This window comes from Luteibacter aegosomaticola, assembly GCF_023078475.1.
Lineage (GTDB): Bacteria > Pseudomonadota > Gammaproteobacteria > Xanthomonadales > Rhodanobacteraceae > Luteibacter > Luteibacter aegosomaticola.
On the sequence record NZ_CP095741.1, the window covers coordinates 2,575,346 to 2,594,932 of the forward strand.

21 protein-coding genes are annotated in these 19,587 nt (G+C 66.0%); 6 read left to right on the forward strand and 15 right to left on the reverse strand.

Annotation, left to right across the window (positions count from 1 at the left end):
• Nucleotides 1-4: 4 nt before the first annotated feature.
• Together L2Y96_RS11255 and L2Y96_RS11260 are read right to left on the reverse strand one after the other, a co-directional pair.
• Nucleotides 5-268, reverse strand: coding sequence for a Txe/YoeB family addiction module toxin (locus L2Y96_RS11255; protein ID WP_247325582.1), 264 nt, complete (start codon nucleotides 266-268; stop codon nucleotides 5-7).
• A 6-nt stretch (nucleotides 269-274) separates the two neighbouring features.
• Nucleotides 275-541 carry a type II toxin-antitoxin system Phd/YefM family antitoxin gene (locus L2Y96_RS11260; protein WP_247325583.1) on the reverse strand — a complete coding sequence of 89 codons (267 nt, stop codon included), beginning with the start codon at nucleotides 539-541 and terminating at the stop codon, nucleotides 275-277.
• A gap of 117 nt (nucleotides 542-658) precedes the next feature.
• Between L2Y96_RS11260 and L2Y96_RS11265 the strand changes: the two genes are divergently transcribed.
• Nucleotides 659-1,087, forward strand: coding sequence for a MarR family winged helix-turn-helix transcriptional regulator (locus L2Y96_RS11265; RefSeq protein WP_247325585.1), 429 nt, complete (start codon nucleotides 659-661; stop codon nucleotides 1,085-1,087).
• Nucleotides 1,084-2,838 (forward strand): chloride channel protein, encoded by a 1,755-nt coding sequence (locus tag L2Y96_RS11270; RefSeq protein ID WP_247325587.1) that lies wholly within the window; start codon nucleotides 1,084-1,086, stop codon nucleotides 2,836-2,838. Before L2Y96_RS11265 ends, L2Y96_RS11270 begins: the two co-directional genes overlap by 4 nt.
• Here the strand turns inward: L2Y96_RS11270 and L2Y96_RS11275 are convergent.
• Entirely contained in the window at nucleotides 2,835-4,421 is a 1,587-nt protein-coding gene (locus tag L2Y96_RS11275) for an inorganic phosphate transporter (protein ID WP_247325590.1), read from the reverse strand. The genes L2Y96_RS11270 and L2Y96_RS11275 overlap by 4 nt on opposite strands.
• A gap of 103 nt (nucleotides 4,422-4,524) precedes the next feature.
• Between L2Y96_RS11275 and L2Y96_RS11280 the strand changes: the two genes are divergently transcribed.
• The 3 genes from L2Y96_RS11280 to L2Y96_RS11290 all read left to right on the forward strand — a co-directional run bounded on the left by L2Y96_RS11280 (nucleotide 4,525) and on the right by L2Y96_RS11290 (nucleotide 7,900).
• The gene (locus tag L2Y96_RS11280; protein WP_247325592.1) at nucleotides 4,525-5,340 is read left to right on the forward strand and encodes a CHAD domain-containing protein; all 816 of its coding nucleotides are present in this window, start codon (nucleotides 4,525-4,527) and stop codon (nucleotides 5,338-5,340) included.
• A 106-nt stretch (nucleotides 5,341-5,446) separates the two neighbouring features.
• Nucleotides 5,447-6,193 (forward strand): 3-keto-disaccharide hydrolase, encoded by a 747-nt coding sequence (locus L2Y96_RS11285; protein WP_247325595.1) that lies wholly within the window; start codon nucleotides 5,447-5,449, stop codon nucleotides 6,191-6,193.
• Between the two features lie 501 nt (nucleotides 6,194-6,694).
• The gene (locus L2Y96_RS11290; RefSeq protein WP_247325598.1) at nucleotides 6,695-7,900 is read left to right on the forward strand and encodes a carbohydrate-binding protein; all 1,206 of its coding nucleotides are present in this window, start codon (nucleotides 6,695-6,697) and stop codon (nucleotides 7,898-7,900) included.
• Between the two features lie 38 nt (nucleotides 7,901-7,938).
• Here the strand turns inward: L2Y96_RS11290 and L2Y96_RS11295 are convergent, their stop codons facing one another.
• From L2Y96_RS11295 to L2Y96_RS11305, 3 genes are all read right to left on the reverse strand, one after another.
• Nucleotides 7,939-8,181 (reverse strand): hypothetical protein, encoded by a 243-nt coding sequence (locus L2Y96_RS11295; protein WP_247325600.1) that lies wholly within the window; start codon nucleotides 8,179-8,181, stop codon nucleotides 7,939-7,941.
• 90 nt (nucleotides 8,182-8,271) lie between these two features.
• Entirely contained in the window at nucleotides 8,272-8,595 is a 324-nt protein-coding gene (locus L2Y96_RS11300) for a hypothetical protein (RefSeq protein ID WP_247325603.1), read from the reverse strand.
• Nucleotides 8,596-8,718: 123 nt separating this feature from the next.
• The gene (locus L2Y96_RS11305; protein WP_247325605.1) at nucleotides 8,719-9,468 is read right to left on the reverse strand and encodes an SDR family oxidoreductase; all 750 of its coding nucleotides are present in this window, start codon (nucleotides 9,466-9,468) and stop codon (nucleotides 8,719-8,721) included.
• Nucleotides 9,469-9,566: 98 nt separating this feature from the next.
• On the opposite strand from L2Y96_RS11305, the gene L2Y96_RS11310 reads away from it, so the two are divergent.
• The gene (locus tag L2Y96_RS11310; RefSeq protein WP_247325607.1) at nucleotides 9,567-10,481 is read left to right on the forward strand and encodes a LysR family transcriptional regulator; all 915 of its coding nucleotides are present in this window, start codon (nucleotides 9,567-9,569) and stop codon (nucleotides 10,479-10,481) included.
• Between the two features lie 9 nt (nucleotides 10,482-10,490).
• Here the strand turns inward: L2Y96_RS11310 and L2Y96_RS11315 are convergent, their stop codons facing one another.
• From L2Y96_RS11315 to L2Y96_RS11355, 9 genes are all read right to left on the reverse strand, one after another.
• Nucleotides 10,491-11,912 (reverse strand): alginate export family protein, encoded by a 1,422-nt coding sequence (locus L2Y96_RS11315; RefSeq protein WP_247325608.1) that lies wholly within the window; start codon nucleotides 11,910-11,912, stop codon nucleotides 10,491-10,493.
• The gene (locus tag L2Y96_RS11320; RefSeq protein WP_247325609.1) at nucleotides 11,909-12,784 is read right to left on the reverse strand and encodes a glyoxalase; all 876 of its coding nucleotides are present in this window, start codon (nucleotides 12,782-12,784) and stop codon (nucleotides 11,909-11,911) included. Before L2Y96_RS11320 ends, L2Y96_RS11315 begins: the two co-directional genes overlap by 4 nt.
• Before the next feature lie 16 nt (nucleotides 12,785-12,800).
• On the reverse strand, nucleotides 12,801-14,393 hold the full coding sequence (locus L2Y96_RS11325; RefSeq protein ID WP_247325610.1) for an MFS transporter: 1,593 nt from the start codon (nucleotides 14,391-14,393) through the stop codon (nucleotides 12,801-12,803).
• Complete coding sequence (locus tag L2Y96_RS11330) at nucleotides 14,383-14,793, reverse strand: DoxX family protein (protein ID WP_247325611.1); 411 nt, start codon at nucleotides 14,791-14,793, stop codon at nucleotides 14,383-14,385. Before L2Y96_RS11330 ends, L2Y96_RS11325 begins: the two co-directional genes overlap by 11 nt.
• Nucleotides 14,790-16,676, reverse strand: a complete 1,887-nt coding sequence (locus L2Y96_RS11335) for an amidohydrolase (RefSeq protein WP_247325612.1) — start codon at nucleotides 16,674-16,676, stop codon at nucleotides 14,790-14,792. Before L2Y96_RS11335 ends, L2Y96_RS11330 begins: the two co-directional genes overlap by 4 nt.
• A gap of 20 nt (nucleotides 16,677-16,696) precedes the next feature.
• The gene (locus L2Y96_RS11340) at nucleotides 16,697-16,939 is read right to left on the reverse strand and encodes a DUF1427 family protein (protein ID WP_247325613.1); all 243 of its coding nucleotides are present in this window, start codon (nucleotides 16,937-16,939) and stop codon (nucleotides 16,697-16,699) included.
• Nucleotides 16,940-16,943: 4 nt separating this feature from the next.
• Entirely contained in the window at nucleotides 16,944-17,585 is a 642-nt protein-coding gene (locus tag L2Y96_RS11345; RefSeq protein ID WP_247325614.1) for a hydrolase, read from the reverse strand.
• A gap of 112 nt (nucleotides 17,586-17,697) precedes the next feature.
• A complete protein-coding gene (locus L2Y96_RS11350) occupies nucleotides 17,698-18,228 on the reverse strand; it encodes a helix-turn-helix transcriptional regulator (RefSeq protein WP_247325615.1) in 531 nt (176 codons plus the stop codon).
• Nucleotides 18,229-18,320: 92 nt separating this feature from the next.
• Nucleotides 18,321-19,523 (reverse strand): MFS transporter, encoded by a 1,203-nt coding sequence (locus L2Y96_RS11355; protein ID WP_247325617.1) that lies wholly within the window; start codon nucleotides 19,521-19,523, stop codon nucleotides 18,321-18,323.
• Between the last annotated feature and the right edge of the window lie 64 nt (nucleotides 19,524-19,587).

A 19,587-nucleotide genomic window follows, 5' to 3' on the forward strand; every position in this document is an offset into this window, starting at 1 on the left:
ACCGCTACTCCGTCGTATGCAGGCGGCACGCGATCACTTCGAGTTCGTGGTCGGTGAACAGATAGACCAGGCGGTGCCTCTCATCGATGCGCCGCGACCAGGCGCCGGCAAGATCGCCGCGCATCGGCTTTGGTTTGGCCAGGCCCTCAGTGGGCGTGCGCAGGCACTCCCTGATTAGCAGGTTCACGCGGGCGAGCATCTTGCGATCGTCTGCCCAGGACGCGTAGTCGGCCCAGCCTTTTGACGTAAATGTGAGCTTCCGTGCCATGCGGGCTCACTCGTCTTCAATCAACGGCCGCTCGAACACTTCGCCCGCCCGCGCCTGGCGCAGGCTTTCGAGGATGTGGCCGCGGTTCGCGCCGGAGAGAAGGTAGGCGGTTTCCTCCATGCTTTCCCACAGCCGCGCAGGAACGAGGTAGACCGCCCGGCTGCCGTCGGCGTCGCCGCGGCGCGTGATCACCGCCACTTCGGCATCGTCCACAACCGTATCAAGGACGGTCGCGAGGTTGTTCCGGACCTCGGAATAGTTGATAGCGCGCATATCGGCCTCGACTTGTGCAATTTGCTGTACAAGTCTAGCCGCTTCCAGCACAGCGTCAAAGCCACATACATCATGTTGTGATATATTTATCTGATCCACCCGATACCTCACTCGTGCATGACACCACCACGGAAACCCTCCGGCCTGACGAAGGCCGACTTCGAGCAACTCTCGGACTTTCGCCACCAGATTCGCCGCTTCGAGCGGTTCTCGGAAAATGCGGCGAAAGATGCGGGGCTGACCCCGCTGCAATACCTCCTGCTGCTGCACATCAAAGGCTACCCCGGCCGCGAATGGGCTTCTGTAGGGGAACTTGCCGAGCGCTTGCAGGCGCAGCACCACGGCGTTGTCGCCCTGGTCACGCGCTGCGAAGAACTTGGCCTCGTCGCGCGCTCACCCTCAGCCGAAGACCGCCGCGTCGTTGAGGTACGCCTCACCGGCGAAGGCGAGGCCATGCTGATCAAGCTGGCCGCCATGCACCGTGCCGAACTGCGATCGCTGCAGGGCACCTTCGTTATCCCTAACCTCCCCCACGACGACACATGAGCCACGACACCTCCCGCCGCGACTTCTTCGCGAACCCGCGCATGCCGCTCATGGCTGGCCTCGCGGTGCCTGTCGGCATCCTCTCGACGCTGGCCGCGTTTGTTCTCATCCACCTGATCCACCTGTTCACCAACCTGTTTTTCTTCGGCCAGTTTTCGTTCGCGGATCGTTCGCCCGCGACGAACACCCTGGGCCTGTGGGTGATCGCCGTACCCATCGTGGGCGGCCTGGTGATCGGGTTGATCGCGCGGTTTGGCACGGAGAAGATCCGCGGCCACGGCATCCCGGAAGCGATCGAGGCCATCCTGTTCGGCAAGAGCCGCATGTCGCCGAAGGTGGCCGTGCTGAAGCCCCTGGCTTCGGGCATCGCGATCGGCAGCGGTGGCCCGTTCGGCGCGGAAGGCCCGATCATCATGACGGGCGGCGCCCTCGGCTCCCTGCTCGCGCAGACCCTCAGCCTGACCGCTGCGGAGCGGAAAACCCTTCTCGTCGCCGGTGCCACCGCCGGCATGACCGCCGTGTTCGGCACGCCACTCGCCGCCGTGCTCCTGGCCGTCGAACTGCTGCTGTTCGAATGGCGCCCGCGCAGCTTCATCCCGGTCGCCGTCGCCTGCGCCGTGGCCGGCTTCGGCCGCGCCGTGTGGTTCGGCACGGGCGCGATTTTCCCGCTGGAAACCGGGCAGCCGCAGATGGTCGCGCTGTTCTCGTGCGTGGTCGCTGGCCTGCTCTCCGGGATGTTGGCTTCGGCCCTCTCGATGGCGCTGTACAAGGTCGAAGACCTGTTCGCCAAGCTGCCGCTGCACTGGATGTGGTGGCCCGCGCTGGCAGGCATCGTTATCGGCGTTGGCGGATATATCGAGCCGCGCGCACTGGGCGTTGGCTATGACGTCATCGACGACCTGCTGCACCAGAATGTCCTGATGCAGGTGGCCGTGGGGCTGCTGGTGGTCAAGGCCATCATGTGGGTCGTGGCGCTGGGTTCCGGCACCTCGGGCGGCGTGCTCGCCCCGTTGCTGATGCTGGGTGCGGGCCTGGGCGTCGTGCTGAGCCGGATCCTGCCTGGCGCGGATCCCATGCTATGGCCGCTCGTGTGCATGACGGCCACCCTGGGTGGCACGCTGGGCGCACCGCTGACGGCCATCGTCTTCGGCTTCGAGCTCACCCACGACAGCCACGCCATGCTCCCGCTGCTCGCCGCGACGCTGACCGCGCATGCCTTCGTCACCGTCACCATGCGGCGCTCGATCATGACGGAGAAGATCGCCCGCCGCGGATATCACATCTTCCGCGAGTACGGCGTGGATCCGCTGGAGCGGCACGCGGTGCGCGAAGTGATGACGGCCCAGGTGCAAGCCGTCGATGCATCGACGCCCTTGGTCACCGTGCTCGACGCCTTCTTTGGCGCGGGCCAGACACACCGGGCCTTCCCCGTGGTATCGGAAGGCAGTGTCACAGGCATGGTCGATCGCGCCTCGCTGCAACGCTGGATGGATGCCGGCCGCCTGCGCACCGTCGGCGAAGCGATGGTTGGCGAGACAGTGGAGGTCGCCCTTGGCACGGACACCTGCCAGCAGGTCGCCGCCCGCATGGCGGTCCACCAGCTCGAACGCATGCCGGTGGTGGATGGGCCGCGCTCACGCAAACTGGTGGGCATCGTCTCGCGAAGCGACCTCGTGCGGCCGCTGGATACGCACTTCCACGAGGAACACCAGCGCGAGCGCTTCTGGCGCCCGCGCCCCGGCTCCCGCTAAAACACGTGGCGCAATAGCCAGAACAGCACGGCGGCCAGCGCGATCGATACCGGCAACGTCAGCACCCAGGCCAACAACATGTTGCGCACCGTGCCCCATTGCAGGCCCGATCCGCTGGCCGTCATCGTGCCGGCGACGCCGGACGACAGCACATGCGTCGTGCTCACCGGCAGGCCGAAGCGATCCGCCGCGCCAATGGTGAGCATGGCGACGACCTCGGCCGACGCACCCTGCGCATAGGTAAGGTGTTGCTTGCCGATACGCTCACCGACGGTGCGTACGATCCGCCGCCAGCCCACCATTGTACCCAGGCCCAGGGCGATCGCGACGGCGACCTTCACCCAGGTGGGGATGAACTTCGTCGCCTTGTCCAGCAAGCCGTGATAGTTGTCGAGCACCGCCTGGTCTTCCGGCGCGAACTTCGGCTGCTGGTCCTTCGCCATCAGGCGCAGCGCCTCCGAGCTCAGGTACATGTTGTTACGGACGTTGTTCACCTCGTGCTGCGGCAGATCCGCCAGCGAGGGGCGCTGCGCCACCTGGTTGGCCACCGTGGTCGTGAGCTGGTTAAGCGCAGCGAACGTCATCGGCGTGGCATGGCGGGTCTGGATATAGGTTTCGATCTCGTGGCGCGCATCGTCGACCACCGTCACCCCGGTGGCGTAGCGCGCCAGGGTCTCGCTGGCGTGATGGGCCACGGACACGAAGGTCTGCGTCTCGCTGGTGGTCACCGCCTTGTTCAGGGCGTAGGCACTCGGCACCGTGCCGATCAGGATCAGCATGATCAGGCCCATGCCCTTCTGCCCGTCGTTGGAACCGTGGGCGAAGGACACGCCGGTGCAGGTGAGGATCAGCAGGCAGCGCACCCAGAACGGCGGCGGCTTGTCGCCATGCGGCTCGTCGTAAAGCTCGGGCACCTTGACGAAGGTCTTCAGCGCGAGCAGCAAGAGGTACGCCAGCGCGAACCCGATCAGCGGCGAGAACAGCAGCGACTTGCCGACGCTGAGCGCCTGGCTCCAGTCCACCGCAGCGTTGGCATCACCGGCATTCATCATCTGGTTCATGACGCCCACGCCGATGATCGAACCGATCAGTGTGTGCGAACTGGAGGACGGCAGGCCGAGCCACCACGTGCCGAGGTTCCAGATGATCGCGGCCAGAAGCAGCGAAAACACCATGGCGAAGCCGGTCCCGTTGCCTACGTTCAGCACCAGACCGATCGGCAGCAACTGGAGCACGGCGTAGGCCACCGCGCCGCTCGAGATCAGCACACCGATGAAGTTCCAGCTTCCGGACCACACCACCGCGAACGTAGCTGGCAGTGAACGCGTATAGATCACCGTCGCCACGGCGTTGGCCGTGTCGTGGAACCCGTTGACGAACTCGAAACCGAGGGCGATCAGCAAGGCGATGCCCAGCAATACATATTCGAAGGTGGGGCTGGCCGGCGCGACCGTCAGGTCGTGGCCCAGTTGGGAGCCTACGTAGATCAGGGCGGCAAGGAGCAGGCCGCCGAACCCCAGGAGGCTGATCAGGCGGGTTTGCGGGGAGCTGACGGGCTGGGAGCTCAGGACGGTGCTGTTCATCGCGTGCCTCCGGTCATGACCCGCCCACAACTAGCAAGGCCGTATGACCGTCTGGTGTCAGGATCGCCGAATACGGCCATTCCGGCCGTCACATGCTATACACATGCCGATGCCGCCAAAGACGACACCCACCATCCCTATGGCCCTGGCCCTGTTCGCCTCGCGCGAATGCCGGGGCATCGCGCGCGCACTGGCCAATACGAAGGACCGGCACGCCGGCATCCATGCGGCGCGCAAGGGCTTGCGCCGGCTAAAGAGCCTGCTCCGCCTGGGCGCCGATACCTTCGGCGGCTCCCTGGCTGAGATCGAGGCTCGCATCGGCAAGCTGGCCACGGGACTGTCGCCGCTACGCGACGCGCATGTCGCCGCCACGCTGGCCCACCACCTTGCGGGGCCACGGCCGTCGGCCGCCTGGGGCGATGCGATCACCACCCTTGAGCACCGGCGTGATGGCCGGCTGGTCGAGGCGCTGCACAAGGATCCCCGATTCCTGAAACGCCGCCGCGCGGTGCGCGACCTCGGCGACCTGATTGAACGGCTACCGTGGCGCGCGTTGAAACGCGGGGTGATCGAAGCTGCGCTCGATAAACAGCAGCGCCGCGTCGTCACGGCGGAAAAGCGCGTGCGCAAGGCGGCCACGCCCGCCAACCTTCACTGCTGGCGCCGCCGCGCACGACGGTTACGCATGCAACTGCAGTACTGGAAGCGCGTGCTGCGCGCCACGCACAAGACCGCCCACCATCGCGCAAAGCACGACAAAGCCGCCACGCAGGCCATGTCGAAACTTTCCGATGCCCTGGGTGCGAAGCAGGATCTGCGCGCGCTCCGTGCCCAGCTGCATCTCTTGCGCAAGCCGGCGATCACCGCGCCCCTCGTGGCCCAGATCGCCACCGAGCTCAAGAAATATCGAAAGCTATAAGCCGGCCCGCTCGGCCAGCATGACGCCGGCGCCTAGGTCTTCGGGCACGGGTACGGCCGGCTGGACGTCTGTATGCTCGGGTGTTTCCCGTGCCGGAGTCGTCCCCATGCTTCGTGTTGCCCTGAAAGCCCTCGCACTCGCTTGCCTCGTCGCCCTGCCCGTCCACGCGGCCGATTCGCCCAACACCCTGAGCGATGCCGAACGCGGCCAGGGCTTCAAGCTGCTGTTCGATGGCAAGAGTTTCCACGGCTGGCACTCGTTCCAGCAAAAAGGCACGGGCAAGGACTGGAGCGTCGCCGACGGCGCTATTCACCTCGATCGCGACCTGAAGGCGCCCGACGCCGATTTCGCCGACCTGGTCACGGACGCCGAGTACGAAAACTTCGACCTCAAGCTCGAGTGGAAGATGACCGCGTGCGCCGATGCCGGGATCATGTTCAACGTGAGCGAGGCACCCAAGTACAAGTACACCTGGGAGACTGGCCCCGAGATGCAGATTGCCGACCTGGTCTGCACCAAGCCCGATAGCTACACCCTCTACGAGCGCTCGGGCGACCTGTTCGACCTGATCTCCTCGGATATCGAAAACGTCCACGAGAACGGCCAGTGGAACCAGATCGAGATCATCGTCGACCACGGCCACATGCAGTTCTTCCAGAACGGCCACAAGACGGTCGATACGCAGTTGTGGACGCCGGAGTGGAAGGCGCTCGTGGCAAAGACCAAGTTCGCGAAGATGCCGGACTTCGCTAAGTTCACCCGCGGCCATATTTCGCTGCAGGGTGGCGAAGACAAGGGCAAGCCGCCCATCCAGATCTGGTTCCGCAGCATCCGCATCAAAGACCTCGGCTAAACATTTCCGGCCCGTTGTAGGAGCGCGCTTGCGCGCGATGGGTGCTTGCGGCCAGCCCCATCGCGCGCAAGCGCGCTCCTACAGGTGATTACGTTGTCATTCCCAAGCCATCCGGTCTGGCGCGACGCACCACGCCGCCACCGCTAACCTGCCAGCGCAGGTAAACGCTTACTCCGCGCAAATACTGTCGCACCGCGACAAAACCGCTCGTCGGATGCTTCGCGCACCCCGTCACATTTCGCGAATTCCCGAATAGACAACGTTGTCATCCGGGACTAAACCGGACAAGTCGGGCCGTCCGCGAACACCGTGCGCCAACGCCACGGGGGCAGACAAAGGCAGGCGCCGGCGACAGGGGGAAAACCAAATCATCCGGCAACACCACTCGAACGGAGAGTCGCTATGCACGTGAATGCAGGTGTTCGGTCTCGTCTTGCGCTTGGAAGCTGTACTGGCACGCTCGGCGTCGCCATCGCCCTCGCCCTATCCTCTTTCGTCCCCATGAAGGCTGCGCATGCGGCCACGGCGTGCGCCGCCGCGTGGAGCGCGAGCGCGGTGTACACGGGCGGCAATGTCGCCAGCGAAAATGGCGTCAACTACGTCGCTAACTGGTGGACCCAGGGCAACGACCCCGCCACCAACAGCGGTGCTGCCGGCTCCGGCCAGCCCTGGACCTCGCAGGGTGCGTGCGATGGCGGCAGCACACCGCCCTCCGACCCGCCGCCGTCGGATCCCCCGCCGAGCAACCCGCCGCCGGGCGCGGGCGATCTGTTCTTCAGCCCGTACAAGGACGTCACGATCAATCTCGACTGGAACACGAACATCATGTCGACGGCCGTCACCGGCACGCGACTCCCTGTGGTGGGTTCCGGCAGCCTTGTGTCGACCCAGGTACCGAATCTCGGTGCGATCACGCTGGCTTTCGCCAGTGGCGAATGCGGCACGGAAAACTGGGGTGGCGTACCGGCGCAGGCCTTCGCCGATGCGAATATTTCGCGACTCAACGCGGCCGGCGTGAACTACGTCGTCTCCACCGGCGGCCAGGCCGGTGTCTTCACCTGCGGCAGTGCGACCGGCATGGCGCAGTTCATCAGCCGCTACAACAGCTCGCACCTCGTCGGCATCGATTTCGATATCGAGAGCGGCCAGACACCGCAGCAGCTCAGCTCGCTGGTGAGCCAGGCCGTGTATGCGCAGAGCATCTACCCGAACCTGCGCTTCTCGTTCACCCTGGCGACGCTCGCCGCTTCCGATGGCAGCTTCGGTGGCCTCAACAGCACCGGCGATGCCGTGGTGAAGGCCGTGAAGGCCTCGCAGTTGAAGAACTACACGATCAACCTGATGACCATGGATTACGGCGCCGCCGGTGCCGGCGTATGCGTGGTGAAGAATGGCGCATGTGACATGGGCCAGTCGGCCGTGCAGGCGGTAACCAACCTCCAGCACACCTATGGCATTCCGCTCAGCCAGATCGAAATCACGCCGATGATCGGTGTCAACGATGTGTCCAGCGAGGTATTCACCACGGCGGATATCGATACCGTGACCAACTATGCGGCGACCAACAAGCTGGCCGGCGTGCACTTCTGGTCACTGGATCGCGATACCCCCTGCTCGCAGGGCACGGCATCGCCGATCTGCAACTCGTTGCCCTCGACGACGCAGCTGCAGTACACGAAGCGGTTCCTTTCCAACCTGGGCCACTAAGCGGCCGATACCAAGGATGCCGGCCTAGCCGGCATCCTTCAGGTATCCAGGGATTCGCGGCGGTGGTCTTCGTCCATCCACCCTTCGCGGCGCTGCATCGCCCACTCGATCTCACGCGCGGATTCGTTGCTGATGTATTTCCCGCGCAGCATCGCGAGCAACTCGCGATCATCCACCCCAAGGATGGACGCACGCGTCACCGCACCGGTGATGCCTTCGTTGGCTAGCTCGTCGAGCACCGTGCGAAGGTTCGCGCGTCGATTCAATTGGATGGTGTCCATGGCGCAGTACCGCTGGCGTGAAAGCCAGGGTGCTGGCTCGGGGTGCGGCGCCGAGGTTAAGGAAGGCGGTTAGAACTGTCTTACGTATAACTACGTAGCGTCGCGCTGTTCGTCGTTATGTGGCTCGATGATCTCCATCGGTGCAAGCGGATGGATACCGCGCTGCTCGGTGAGCACAGCGCCAAGCAAGGCACCACCGCCGATCGCCGCCACCGCCAGCGTCCACGCAAGCAACCCGTGCGCCTCAAGCAACACCATCAGGCCTGCGGATGCGAAGGCCATCGCGACGGCCCATGCAAAAGCAACCCACCGCGCCGCCGGCGAGGTGTCGCCTTTCAACACCGCCACCAGGCAACGACGGCACACGGTGAATCCCGGTGCGAGGGCACAGCGCTGGCAAGGACGATCGGACATGACATGGCACTCCGTGGGTACGCCGTGATCGTGCTTGGAAGAGGCGTCACCAGCAGGTGAAGCCCGGGTAGCCCGGGCTCACCACGCTCAGCCGCCAGTTAACCAGGCGGCTGCGGACCGGCTTCAGAGCTGGCTCATGCCGCCGTCGATCACGATCTCGGTACCCACGATAAAGCCCGATTCCGGCGAAGAAAGGTGTAGCACGGTGGCGGCGACCTCGTCCGGGCGGCCGAAACGGCCGAGCGGCACCTGGGCCTGGATCTGCGCCGCGGTGGCTTCAAGCTGTGCCGCGTCCATGCCGAGCTTGCCGTAGAGCGGGGTCTGCACCGGGCCGGGGCTCACCACGTTCACGCGCACGCCGTTGGGAAGAAGCTCGGCCGAGAGCGTGCGGGCCAGGGTGATCAGCGCCGCCTTGCTGGCCGCATAGACGGATGAATTGGGCATGCCGATGTGCGCGTTGATCGAACCGTTGAGGACGATGGATGCACCCTTGTTGAGGTACGGCAGCAGGGCCTGGAGCTGGAAGTAGGCGCCCTTGACGTTGGTGTTGAAGGTCAGGTCCCACAGCGATTCATCCACCTGGTCGAACGCTGCGAACTTCGCCACGCCCGCGTTGATGAAGACGGCATCGAGCTTGATGCCCCGCTCCGCCAGTGCCGTGGCCAGGGCCTTCGCATCACCGATCTGCGAGGCATCATTCTTAAGCGCCACCGCGCCTGCGCCAAGCGTCGGCGTCACCTCGGCAAGCGCCTTGGCATCGCGACCGGTCACGACGACCCGCGCGCCTTCCGCCGCATAAGCCTGGGCGACGGCGAGACCGATGCCGCTGGTGCCGCCGGTGACGAGGACGTTCTTGCCAGTGAAACGGTTCATGGTGTGGCTCCGGTTGGGTTGGGATGGACGATAGATTGCTCGCCACGCCGCGGATTGGCGTACCATCTCGCCGTCGCAAACGTTCGATGGGGTCGAACATGTTGTCGGAAGACGAACTGGCGCTCCTCGAGGCGATCCGTGAAACCGGTAGCCTCTCCCGCGCGGCTGCCCGGCTGGGCAAGGCCCCGTCCACACTCTCGCATGCCGCCCGGCAGCTCGAAGACCGCTTCGATGCCCTGCTCTTCGACCGGCGGCGTTACCGTCTGCAACTCACGCCAGCCGGCCAGCTGCTGGCCGACGAAGCCGCGCGGCTCATGCAGGATGTCTCGCGCCTCACCCAACGGGTGAAGCAGGTCGCGGGAGGCTGGGAAGACCGCCTCTGGATCGTCACCGACGAGCTGCTCGAGCCGGAGCTGCTCTTCCCGTCGATCAAGGCCTTCGATGCCCTCGATTCCGGCGTACGCCTGCGCCTGACCCATGAAGTGCTTGGCGGCACCTGGGAGGCCTTGCGCGATGGGCGGGCCAACCTCGTCGTCGGCGCCACCAACGAGCCGCCGGCGATCCCCAAGCTGCGCTGGCACGAACTGGGCGTGATGGAGTGGGTCTTCGCCGTCTCGCCCCGCCACCCGCTGGCCAAGGCCAAAGAGCCGCTGGAGGCCGACACGGTGACGAAGCATCGCGCCATCGTCGTGGCGGATTCGTCCCGCGGCGCATCGCGGGGTTACGGCACCGTTGGCGGCCAGCCGACGCTAGCCGTACCGTCCATGCGCGCGAAGATCCTCGCTCAGCGCGAAGGGCTCGGCGTAGGCTGGGTACCCAAGGCGCGAGCGAAGGCCCTGCTCGACAGCGGCGAGCTGGTCGAAAAGCGCATGGCCGACCCGCGCGAACCGAACACCTTGTACGTCGCATGGCGCGGCGATAGCGAAGGCCGCGCCCTCGCCTGGTGGATCGACCAGTTCCGCCAGCCCCGCCTCGCCAAACGCCTGATCCAGGGCATGCCGGTACAAGCCTGACCCCAGGGGTCACCAGGCCAACGTCACCTGGACGCTGCCGTAGTTGCCATCGCTGCCGCCGGCGTCACGGATCGTGCGGCCAACCTTGTAGTGATCGGCCTCGATCGCGAAGGCGATCCCCGGCCGCCACTTCCAGTCCAGCCGGAGCTGGCCGTACATGCCGGTCCACTTGCCGCCGGTGCCTGCCGTACCGGGTAGCGCATTCACCGGTTGCACGTAGATGGCATCGCTGGTGGTGCGCCGCCATTGCAGGCCGACCGCGCCCAGCAGGGTCACCGAGGGCGACGGCTTCAGCGTCACGCTCGGCTTGATGTGCACCAGGTTGCTGTAGCCCGTATAGCCCGCCAGGGAAAAGTAGTACCCGTTCGGGAACAACGGATTGAACGTGCCCAGGCGGCCATCACCCGCGCGGTGATCGCCCGACGCGGTATCAGCCTGCAGGCCAAGCCGCGGCGTCCAACCCACGCCCTGCAGGGTCCAGCCCACACGCGTGCCCGCCGCCCACGCGTGGATACTGTCTTCGCCTACGCGGCCGCCCTGGCGCATGGCCTCCAGATCCCAGTCCAATGAATCCTTCGCGCCTGCGAAGCGCACATCATCGACGCGGCGCCGCTCGTTGCCGCGCGCATCGAGGAAGCTGGCGCCATCACTGTCGTACCACGCGTGGTAGTAAGAGAGTTCGTTGATGCCCAGCACGTGGCGCTCGACACGAAGCATGTGGAAGCGCTCGCTCGCGTTCGAGATGTCGTCGAAGGCGCGATCATCCCGGTACTGCACGGGGTGGCTGACGAAGCCGATGATGCGCCACGGCCCACGCTCGAAGTTCGCCCAAAGCGCATCGAACGACTGGCGCACGTTGGGCCCATCGCGCAACGACACAAAGCGCTGGAGATCGAGCGCGAAATCCTGGCGGCCCGCACGCACTTTCACCGTGCCGCCCCAGGCCTCGCCTTGCCAGGCAAGAAACGCCAGGCGTACGTCCGCATGGTTGCGGTCGGTCGGGCCCCAGCTGGATTTCGCAAAAGGCCGCGCGTCCTCGAGCTGCACGAAGGCAAGCCAGGGCTCGCCCAGGCGCAACCCCGCATGGACCTGCAGGCGCTGCAGCAGGTAGGTATCGTCGCTACGGCCGATGCCGAACGCGGAGGCGTTATTGCTTTCCACGCGGTCGCGTAGCGTGGCGCCAAAGGTGAGGTAGTGGTCCCCGCCGGGCCCTATCGGCAGGTACTTCAGCGCATCACCCGCCTTACGCGGGACCGCGCCGTTCGCCAGCACGCCCCAGTCCTCCTGCCAGCGGTTCGGCAACACGACGGGGCGACCTGGCGTCTTCTGCACACCTTCATTGGTGGAAGCCTTCTCCTCCGCGACATCCTGCGCGATGACAGGTGCCGCGAGGGCCAGGCTCAGCGCGAACGCCACACGGCGGCGACTCATTTCGCCGCGCTGTGGACTTCCGCCACGTAGCCGCCGGGGAACTGCACCACGGCCGAACGGCGCTCGCCCTCGGCGTGCGCATCCACCACCACCTTGGCGCCGGTGCTGCGTGCCCGACCCAGCGTGGCATCGAGGTCACCCACGGCATAGCCGGTCAGCTCGGTGCCGTACGGCCAATCCAGGTGGCCATCGGTGACGAGCACCGTGGCGTTGCCATAACCCGAGGTGATCCGGATGCGCCGGTACGTGCCGTCCTTCCGGCCGATTTCCACACCCGGCGCCGCGCGGTCATCGGACACCACCTTGCCGTGGGCAAAGCTCACCCACGCTTTCACGAAGGCATCGGCACTCTGCGCCGGCAGGTAGATGCGGTTCTCCGGCACATACTCGAGCGGCTTGTAGTCCGGCTTCTTCGTGTGCCAGTACAGCTGCATGTTCACGCCGCCAGGCCACGTGACAACGGCATCACGGCCGATCGGATCGTTGAACGGCGCCACCTGGGTCGCAGCACCTGCCGCATTGGCAGCCTTCACCGCGTTGTCCAGGTCGGTCACGAGGTAACCCGTGCGCTCCAGGCCAAACGGGTACGGCACGGGCGTGCGGAAGCCGAACACCGAGATCGTGCCGGCCGGCGTCTGCACCAGCTGCGACGAGGTGCTCGACGGCGTCGGCGTCACGGTGACGACCACCTGCTTGGTCGACTGGCCGCCGAACGTGGTGGCGAAGCTGGTCACGAAGGCATCGACGTCCTGCGGCGCCACGTAGACGTGGGTGGTGTCGTACTGCGGGCCGACCGAGAAATCCTGCGTGGCCGCGAAGGCGGCTGGCGCGAAAGCCAGCACGAGGGAAGCGAAGAAGATCTGCTTGTGCATGGAAAGGTCCGTGGGATCAGGAAGAAGGGAGGCCAATAAGATGAGTCACCCGCGGCGGTGCATCGCCGCGGTGGAACGACGTGGCTTCGCTTTGCAGGTCCGCGCCGGCATGCGAGAGACGCTCGTGCTGGCGCAGGTGTTCCGCCCACGATTCCACCATGAACCATTCCACCACGTGCTCAGGGTTGGCGGAATCCTGCGTGACGCCCCACGCGTAGGCACCATCGCGCCGGCGTTCCATGGAGAAACGTTCCAGCACCGCAAGGAACGCGGGCTGCGCCTCGCGTGCCACGTCGTATTCGACGAGGATCAGCACGGGGCCACGATCGTTCGCCACCGGCTCCACCGTGAGCGGCTCGGCCCACTGGTGCGCCGAGGTAAGGTCGGCCTCGGCCTTGGGCAGGCGCACGCGATGCATCACCAGGGCTGCGATCACGAGGCCTATGGCGCTCGCGAGCAGCGCGATCTTCACGCCCGTAGCTTCGGCCAGCGCACCCCAGCCGATGCTGCCGGCGGCCATCGCCCCATTGAACACGGTGAGGTACACCGCCAACGCACGGCCTCGCACCCAGTTCGGCAGGATGCCCTGGGCGACGCCGTTGAACGTGGTCAACGACATGATCCAGGCGCCGCCCAGCACCAGCAGCGCGACGAAGGCCACCAGCTTCACCGGGACGAGGGCCAACACGACCATGACCAGTGCCGAGAGCAGCGACGCGCCGAGCAGCAGCGCATCGGCGCCACAACGCGCACGCAGGCGCGGTAGCACCAGTGCACCGGCGATCGCGCCCGCGCCCACGGCACCCATCAGCACGCCGTAGAACCCTGCCCCGCCCTGCAACGTGCCGCGTGCGACCAGGGGCAGCAACGCCCATACCGCACTGGCGAAGGCGAAAAAGACTGCCGCACGCAGCAACACGACGTGAAGTTCGCTGCTCGCCCGCGTATACCGCAGGCCCGCACGGAACGCGCCCAGGAAGTTCTCCGGCAACGCCGTTTCGCCGCCGCCCTTGCGCTTCCACCAGACCAGCGCCGCGATGACGAGAAAGTAGCTGCACACATCGGTGCTATACGTGACCGCCGCGCCGAGGCCGGCGAGAATGAGGCCACCCGCCGCAGGGCCGATGGCGCGCGAGATATTCACGCCAAGCGAGTTCAGCGCGACGGCATCCTTCAGCTCCGTGCGTTCGACCAGTTCGGGTACGATCGATTGCCACGTGGGGCCGATCAACGCCGCGCCGATGCCACCGGCGAAGGTCAGTGCGATCAGCGCCGGAATGCTCAGCGCGTGGGTGGCAGCAAGGAAAGCCAGCGTCGCGCTCACCAATGCCAGGAACACCTGCACCGCCAGCAGGAAGCGACGGCGATCCAGGATGTCGGAGAGCACGCCGGCCGGAATGGCGAGCAGGAAGATCGGCAACGCACCCGCCGCCTGGATCATCGAGACCGCCGCAGGACCACCGCCCAGCTCCGTCACCATCCACGAACTGGCGATGTCGCGCATGAACGTGCCGGTATTACCCAGCACGGTCGCCACCCACAACACTGCGAACGTCGCGTGTTTCAACGGCCGCAGGCTATCGCCCAGGCTTCCGCTTTCAGCCGCCATGCGCAGGCCCCCTCAGGTCAAGCCATCCCACGTACACGAACGCGCCCGCGAGCCCCAGGTGCTCGAAGAAGCCGTTCATCAACATATCCTGCGCCGGTCCTGCCGGTGCCATCCACCACGCGTTCGCCAGGAAGCTGGCGACGAAGGTGAACGCCGCGAGGGCAAAGGCACCCAGCCAGCGGAAGCGGCCACTGAGGATCGCCGCTGAACAGGTGAGCTCGAGGACGATCACCGCGACGGCAAAGAAGCCCGGCGGCGAAAGGTCGAAGTGGCGCATCTCGCCCAGGGCGCTCTGCCAGTTGAGCAGCTTGCAGAACGGGCCTTGCAGGTAAGCCGAGCACAGCGCGAGCAGGCCGAGCCACGGCACCCAACCGATCCCACGGGACGCGGCAGCGCTCATACGGCCCAGCACGCGCAACCCAGCGCGCCCCAGAAACTCTTGAAGTCACCGACGGGCACGTTGGCCGCGTGCGAACGGGCGTGATCGTGGCCGTGCACCGTGCACGCGCTTGCGCAGCCGCACGCCGGCTGGCCGACGCGCGCCGCGGCATCTTCGCGCTGCTTGTGCGCAGCCCACGCGGCGTAACCGCCGTAATCACGCACGGGCGACCAATCCGGCATCGCGGGCGGCACGCCACCTTCGTCGTGCGCTGAGAACGGCCCGCTCGCGTATACCACCCGGCCACCGACCATGGTGAGCAGCGAGGTCGTATGTGCGATCTCGTCACCCGCGCAAGCGAAGTAATCGCGATCCGGGATCACGAGGTCAGCGAGCTGGCCTTCGGCGATGCGCCCCTTCTTGCCTTCCTCGTTCGAGAACCAGGTGACGTTTTCGGTCCACATCCGCAGCGCCTCTTCGCGGTCGAGGCAGTTACGTTCCGGGTAAAGCCGCAAACCGCCCACCGTGCGTCCGTTCGTCAGCCACGACAGCGATACCCAGGGGTTATAGGAAGCCACGCGCGTTGCATCGGTACCCGCCGACACCTTGACGCCCGCTTCCATGATCTTGCGCACAGGCGGCGTGGCGGCCGCGGCACCGATGCCGTAGCGCTCCACGAAATACTCGCCCTGGTACGCCATGCGGTGCTGCACGGCGATACCGCCGCCCAGTGCCGCGATGCGCTCGATGGATCGGTCGGAGACCGTTTCCGCATGGTCGAAGAACCAGTGGATGCCCTCGAGCGGGATGTCCTGGTTCACCTTCTCGAAGACATCCAGCGCGCGGCTGATGGTTTCGTCGTAGGTGGCATGCATGCGCCACGGCCAGCGGTTGCGCGCGAGCACGCGTACCACTTCTTCCAGATCACCTTCCATCTCGGGCCCCACGTCCGGGCGCGGCTGACGGAAGTCCTCGAAATCAGCCGCGGAGAACACCAGCATCTCACCGGCGCCGTTGTGGCGGAAATAGTCATCACCCTGCTGGTACGTCACCGAGCGGGTCCAGGCCACGAAATCGTCCTTTTCCTTCTTCGGCTTCTGGGTGAACAGGTTGTACGCGATACGCAGCGTGAGCTGGTTATCCTCGGCCAGCTGGCGCACCACCGCATAGTCATCCGGCCAGTTCTGCGACCCGCCGCCGGCATCAATGCATCCGGTGACGCCAAGCCGGTTGAGCTCGCGCATGAAGTGCCGGGTTGAGTTCACCTGGTACTCGAACGGCAGCGTCGGGCCCTTGGCGAGCGTGGCATAGAGAATCGTGGCGTTGGGCTTGGCCAGGAGCATGCCGGTGGGGTTGCCACTCGCATCGCGCAGGATCTCGCCGCCCGGCGGGTTCGGCGTATCCCGCGTGTACCCGCACACGCGCATGGCCGCGCCGTTCAACAAGGCGCGATCGTACAGGTGCAGGATAAACACCGGCGTATCCGGCGCGGCCGCGTTGAGCTCTTCGATCGTCGGCAGGCGCTTCTCGGCGAACTGGTGTTCGGTAAACCCACCGACCACGCGCACCCACTGCGGCGGCGGCGTGATCTCCACCTGCCGGCGCAGCATGCGCATGGCGTCCGCCAGGCTGGGCACGCCATCCCAACGCAGTTCCATGTTGTAGTTCAGGCCACCACGGATCAGGTGCAGGTGGTTGTCGATCAAACCCGGCAACACGCGCCGACCACCCACGTCGATGACGCGCGTCGCCGGCCCGGCGAGCGCGAGGATCTCGCGGTCGTCTCCCAACACAACGAAACGGCCTTCACGGATGGCGACCGCACTCACCGTCGGGCGGCGGCGGTCGAGCGTGGTGAACAGGCCTCGGTGCAGGATGAGGTCCGGGGCGGGTGCATGCGCCATGGGCAGGGTTCCAGCGAAAGTCAGGCGGGGTCGTCGTTTGACGGTTTGGTGTCGCGCTCGGTGATCGCGAAGCTCTTCGCGTGCCACAGGCTGGCCCACGCATCCGGGTGGCCCTTGACCCAGGCCACCGCGGCTTCACCGGCCAGCATGCCGAGCAGGCCGATCAGCGCGATCATCGGCGGCGCCGGCGAGCGCACGCCAAACATGCCGTACGCCACGCCTACGCCCAGCCCGAACACCAGCGAAACGATGTACGGCGCCATGGCCTTAACCCGCTTCAGACGCATGTTCGCCGAGCGCCCACTTGGAGAAGCGCACCTGGATGCCGTACGGCGTGAGGTCGCGCAGGATATCCATCACCCCCTCGTAGGTACCCGAGCGCGCCCAGTCCTGCTGCAGCTCGAACACGAACTGCAGCGAGGTGATCGGCACCGCGCCCGCCTGGACCATGCGCTGCACCGCGCGCTCATGCGCTTCCACGCTGGTGTCGCCGCACGCGTCGGTCACCACCAGCACCTCGTAGCCTTCGCGCAGCAGGTCGAGCGTCGGGAAGTTCACGCAGGCGCCGGTCCACAGGCCCGCGATCACGATGCGCTTGCGACCGGTGGCTGCGATGGCCTTGCGGAAGTCTTCATTGAGCCACGAGTTGATCGACGTGCGATCGATCAGCGGCTGGCCGGGGAAGATACCCTCGGTCACTTCCGGCATGAACGGGCCGGAGAAGCTGTCCTTCGCCACCGTGGTCAGAACAGTCGGCACGTTGAAGAGCTTCGCGGCACGCGCAAGGATCTGAACGTTATCGACGATGCTCTTACGGTCATGGCTCTGCACGCCCTGGAACATCGCGGGCTGGAAATCGATAAGCGTGAGCGCGCAGCTCGCCGGCGTGAGCAGTTCGGTAAACGACATGAAATAAAGCCTCTGGGGTGGGGTCGCGGGACGTGCGTTGCGATGGAGCCACGATAGGCAAAGCGGCTCAGCGTGCCTTGAACTTTTGTCCGCGCCCTATGCGCCAACCGCTTCAGATCAACTGATTCACGCGCCACGCGTGGGGCGTGGTGTCATACGCGCGCTTGAACGCGCGGGTGAAATGAGCCTGGTCGTTGAAACCGCAGGCCATGGCGATATCGGCGATCGCTTCATCAGAATGGCTTAAGCGGTGGCACGCGTGCTCAAGCCGGCGGTGGTGCCGCCAGCGGTGCGGGCTTTCGCCAAAGGTGACTTTGAACGCCCGGGTGAAGTACCCGCGCGAAAGGCGGCACGCTGCGGCGAGGTCGACGATCGCGAGCGGCGCGTCGAGATGAGCGAGTGCCACGTCGTTAACGACGCGTACCTGCCACGCGGCAAGACCACTCGTCTCGCGCGCTGGCGTAGGGGCGCCATCGCGGTGGATGCGCAACGCCTCGGCGATGTAGCGTGCGCACGCGGCGCGATCGACGCCTTTCAGGTCGTCCAGCTGGCGCAGGGCTTGCGAGAGCAAGGCCTGCACGAGGCCGACGGAGCCACGCCCCGCATCGGCCCGTAACGCGGGCGCGGTCGTTTCTGCTTGCATCGGTGGGGCCTTCTACACTGCCTGAAGACGTACCGGATGCTATAGACGCCCTTCCCCCACGTGACCCCCTAGATGGGGGGATGCTGCGAAAACTAGGCTTCCGATGACACCGTCGCGCCCTTGCCTGCCCGCTTCCCCAGCAGGCTCAGAAGCAAGGCGCCGACCGGCAACACGCCACCCAACACGCATACGCCGAACCACCCCGCGTGATGCCAGGCCGTCGCCCCCAGCAGCGAGCCGAGCGCGCCACCCACGAACATGGTGGTCATGAACAAGGTGTTGAGCCGGCTCTTGTACTCAGGATGCAGGCCGTAGATCAGGTGCTGGTTCGAAACGAGCGCGATCTGCACACCGAAGTCGAGCACGATCACGCCAAGGATCAGGCCGACCAGCCCCGGCACCAGACCAAACAGCAACCACGAAGCCAGGGCCGCGGCCGCACCCAATGCGATTACCGGTGCCGGGCCACGTCGATCGGCGACGCGACCGGCGATCGGTGCCATCGCCACGCCCACGGCACCGACGATACCGAACAAGCCGGCCGACGCCGCACCCAGGTTGAGCGGCGGCTCGGCAAGGCGCATGGCCAGCGTCGTCCAGAAGGCGGAGAACGACGCGAACAGCAAGGCCTGCGTGAAGGCGGCCTTGCGCAGCACCGGCTCATCACGCCACAGATGGATGAGCGAGGCGAGCACCTGCCCGTACCGCAGCGGGTGTGCCGGATGGTGCTCGGGCAAGCGCCGCGCCATCAGCCACGCGCCCAACAGGGCCACGGGAACGGATAGCCAGAACATGGCACGCCAGCCAGCCACGCTCGAAACGATGCCCGCGAGCGTGCGGCTCAACAGGATGCCGGTAAACAAGCCGCTCATCACCGTACCGATCGCGGCGCCACGACGTGCCGGTTCGGCCAGGATCGCGGCGAACGGGACGATCTGCTGCGCCACGGTCGCGCCCGCGCCAACCAGTACCGATGCGACGGCCAGCACACCCAGTCCCGGAGCAAGCGCCGTCAGCACCAGCGCCACGGCCAGCAGCACGAACTGCACGACGATGAGCCGGCGCCGTTCCAGCATGTCGCCGAGGGGCAACAGGAACAGCAGGCCGGCCGCGTAACCCAGCTGGGTCAGGGTCGGAATCCAGCCAGCCACCCGCGGATCACCCAGCGACGCCGACATCACCCCGAGCATGGGCTGGTTGTAATAGATATTGGCCACGGCAAGGCCGGTGGCAAGCGCCATCGCGAACAGCGTGGCGCGAGTGAGCCCGCTGGCGGGGCCGGTACGCGTAGTCATGGAAACGTTCCGCTGGAATCAGGTAAGCATAGTGGGGATCGGAGCGTGCGGCGGCTTGCACACG

Bases quoted from the DNA above. Each gene is read 5' to 3' on its own strand.
- L2Y96_RS11255 (WP_247325582.1), bottom strand. From the start codon at position 268: ATGGCACGGAAGCTCACATTTACGTCAAAAGGCTGGGCCGACTACGCG.
- L2Y96_RS11260 (WP_247325583.1), bottom strand. From the start codon at position 541: ATGCGCGCTATCAACTATTCCGAGGTCCGGAACAACCTCGCGACCGTC.
- L2Y96_RS11265 (WP_247325585.1), top strand. From the start codon at position 659: ATGACACCACCACGGAAACCCTCCGGCCTGACGAAGGCCGACTTCGAG.
- L2Y96_RS11270 (WP_247325587.1), top strand. From the start codon at position 1,084: ATGAGCCACGACACCTCCCGCCGCGACTTCTTCGCGAACCCGCGCATG.
- L2Y96_RS11275 (WP_247325590.1), bottom strand. From the start codon at position 4,421: ATGAACAGCACCGTCCTGAGCTCCCAGCCCGTCAGCTCCCCGCAAACC.
- L2Y96_RS11280 (WP_247325592.1), top strand. From the start codon at position 4,525: ATGCCGATGCCGCCAAAGACGACACCCACCATCCCTATGGCCCTGGCC.
- L2Y96_RS11285 (WP_247325595.1), top strand. From the start codon at position 5,447: ATGCTTCGTGTTGCCCTGAAAGCCCTCGCACTCGCTTGCCTCGTCGCC.
- L2Y96_RS11290 (WP_247325598.1), top strand. From the start codon at position 6,695: ATGAAGGCTGCGCATGCGGCCACGGCGTGCGCCGCCGCGTGGAGCGCG.
- L2Y96_RS11295 (WP_247325600.1), bottom strand. From the start codon at position 8,181: ATGGACACCATCCAATTGAATCGACGCGCGAACCTTCGCACGGTGCTC.
- L2Y96_RS11300 (WP_247325603.1), bottom strand. From the start codon at position 8,595: ATGTCCGATCGTCCTTGCCAGCGCTGTGCCCTCGCACCGGGATTCACC.
- L2Y96_RS11305 (WP_247325605.1), bottom strand. From the start codon at position 9,468: ATGAACCGTTTCACTGGCAAGAACGTCCTCGTCACCGGCGGCACCAGC.
- L2Y96_RS11310 (WP_247325607.1), top strand. From the start codon at position 9,567: ATGTTGTCGGAAGACGAACTGGCGCTCCTCGAGGCGATCCGTGAAACC.
- L2Y96_RS11315 (WP_247325608.1), bottom strand. From the start codon at position 11,912: ATGAGTCGCCGCCGTGTGGCGTTCGCGCTGAGCCTGGCCCTCGCGGCA.
- L2Y96_RS11320 (WP_247325609.1), bottom strand. From the start codon at position 12,784: ATGCACAAGCAGATCTTCTTCGCTTCCCTCGTGCTGGCTTTCGCGCCA.
- L2Y96_RS11325 (WP_247325610.1), bottom strand. From the start codon at position 14,393: ATGGCGGCTGAAAGCGGAAGCCTGGGCGATAGCCTGCGGCCGTTGAAA.
- L2Y96_RS11330 (WP_247325611.1), bottom strand. From the start codon at position 14,793: ATGAGCGCTGCCGCGTCCCGTGGGATCGGTTGGGTGCCGTGGCTCGGC.
- L2Y96_RS11335 (WP_247325612.1), bottom strand. From the start codon at position 16,676: ATGGCGCATGCACCCGCCCCGGACCTCATCCTGCACCGAGGCCTGTTC.
- L2Y96_RS11340 (WP_247325613.1), bottom strand. From the start codon at position 16,939: ATGGCGCCGTACATCGTTTCGCTGGTGTTCGGGCTGGGCGTAGGCGTG.
- L2Y96_RS11345 (WP_247325614.1), bottom strand. From the start codon at position 17,585: ATGTCGTTTACCGAACTGCTCACGCCGGCGAGCTGCGCGCTCACGCTT.
- L2Y96_RS11350 (WP_247325615.1), bottom strand. From the start codon at position 18,228: ATGCAAGCAGAAACGACCGCGCCCGCGTTACGGGCCGATGCGGGGCGT.
- L2Y96_RS11355 (WP_247325617.1), bottom strand. From the start codon at position 19,523: ATGACTACGCGTACCGGCCCCGCCAGCGGGCTCACTCGCGCCACGCTG.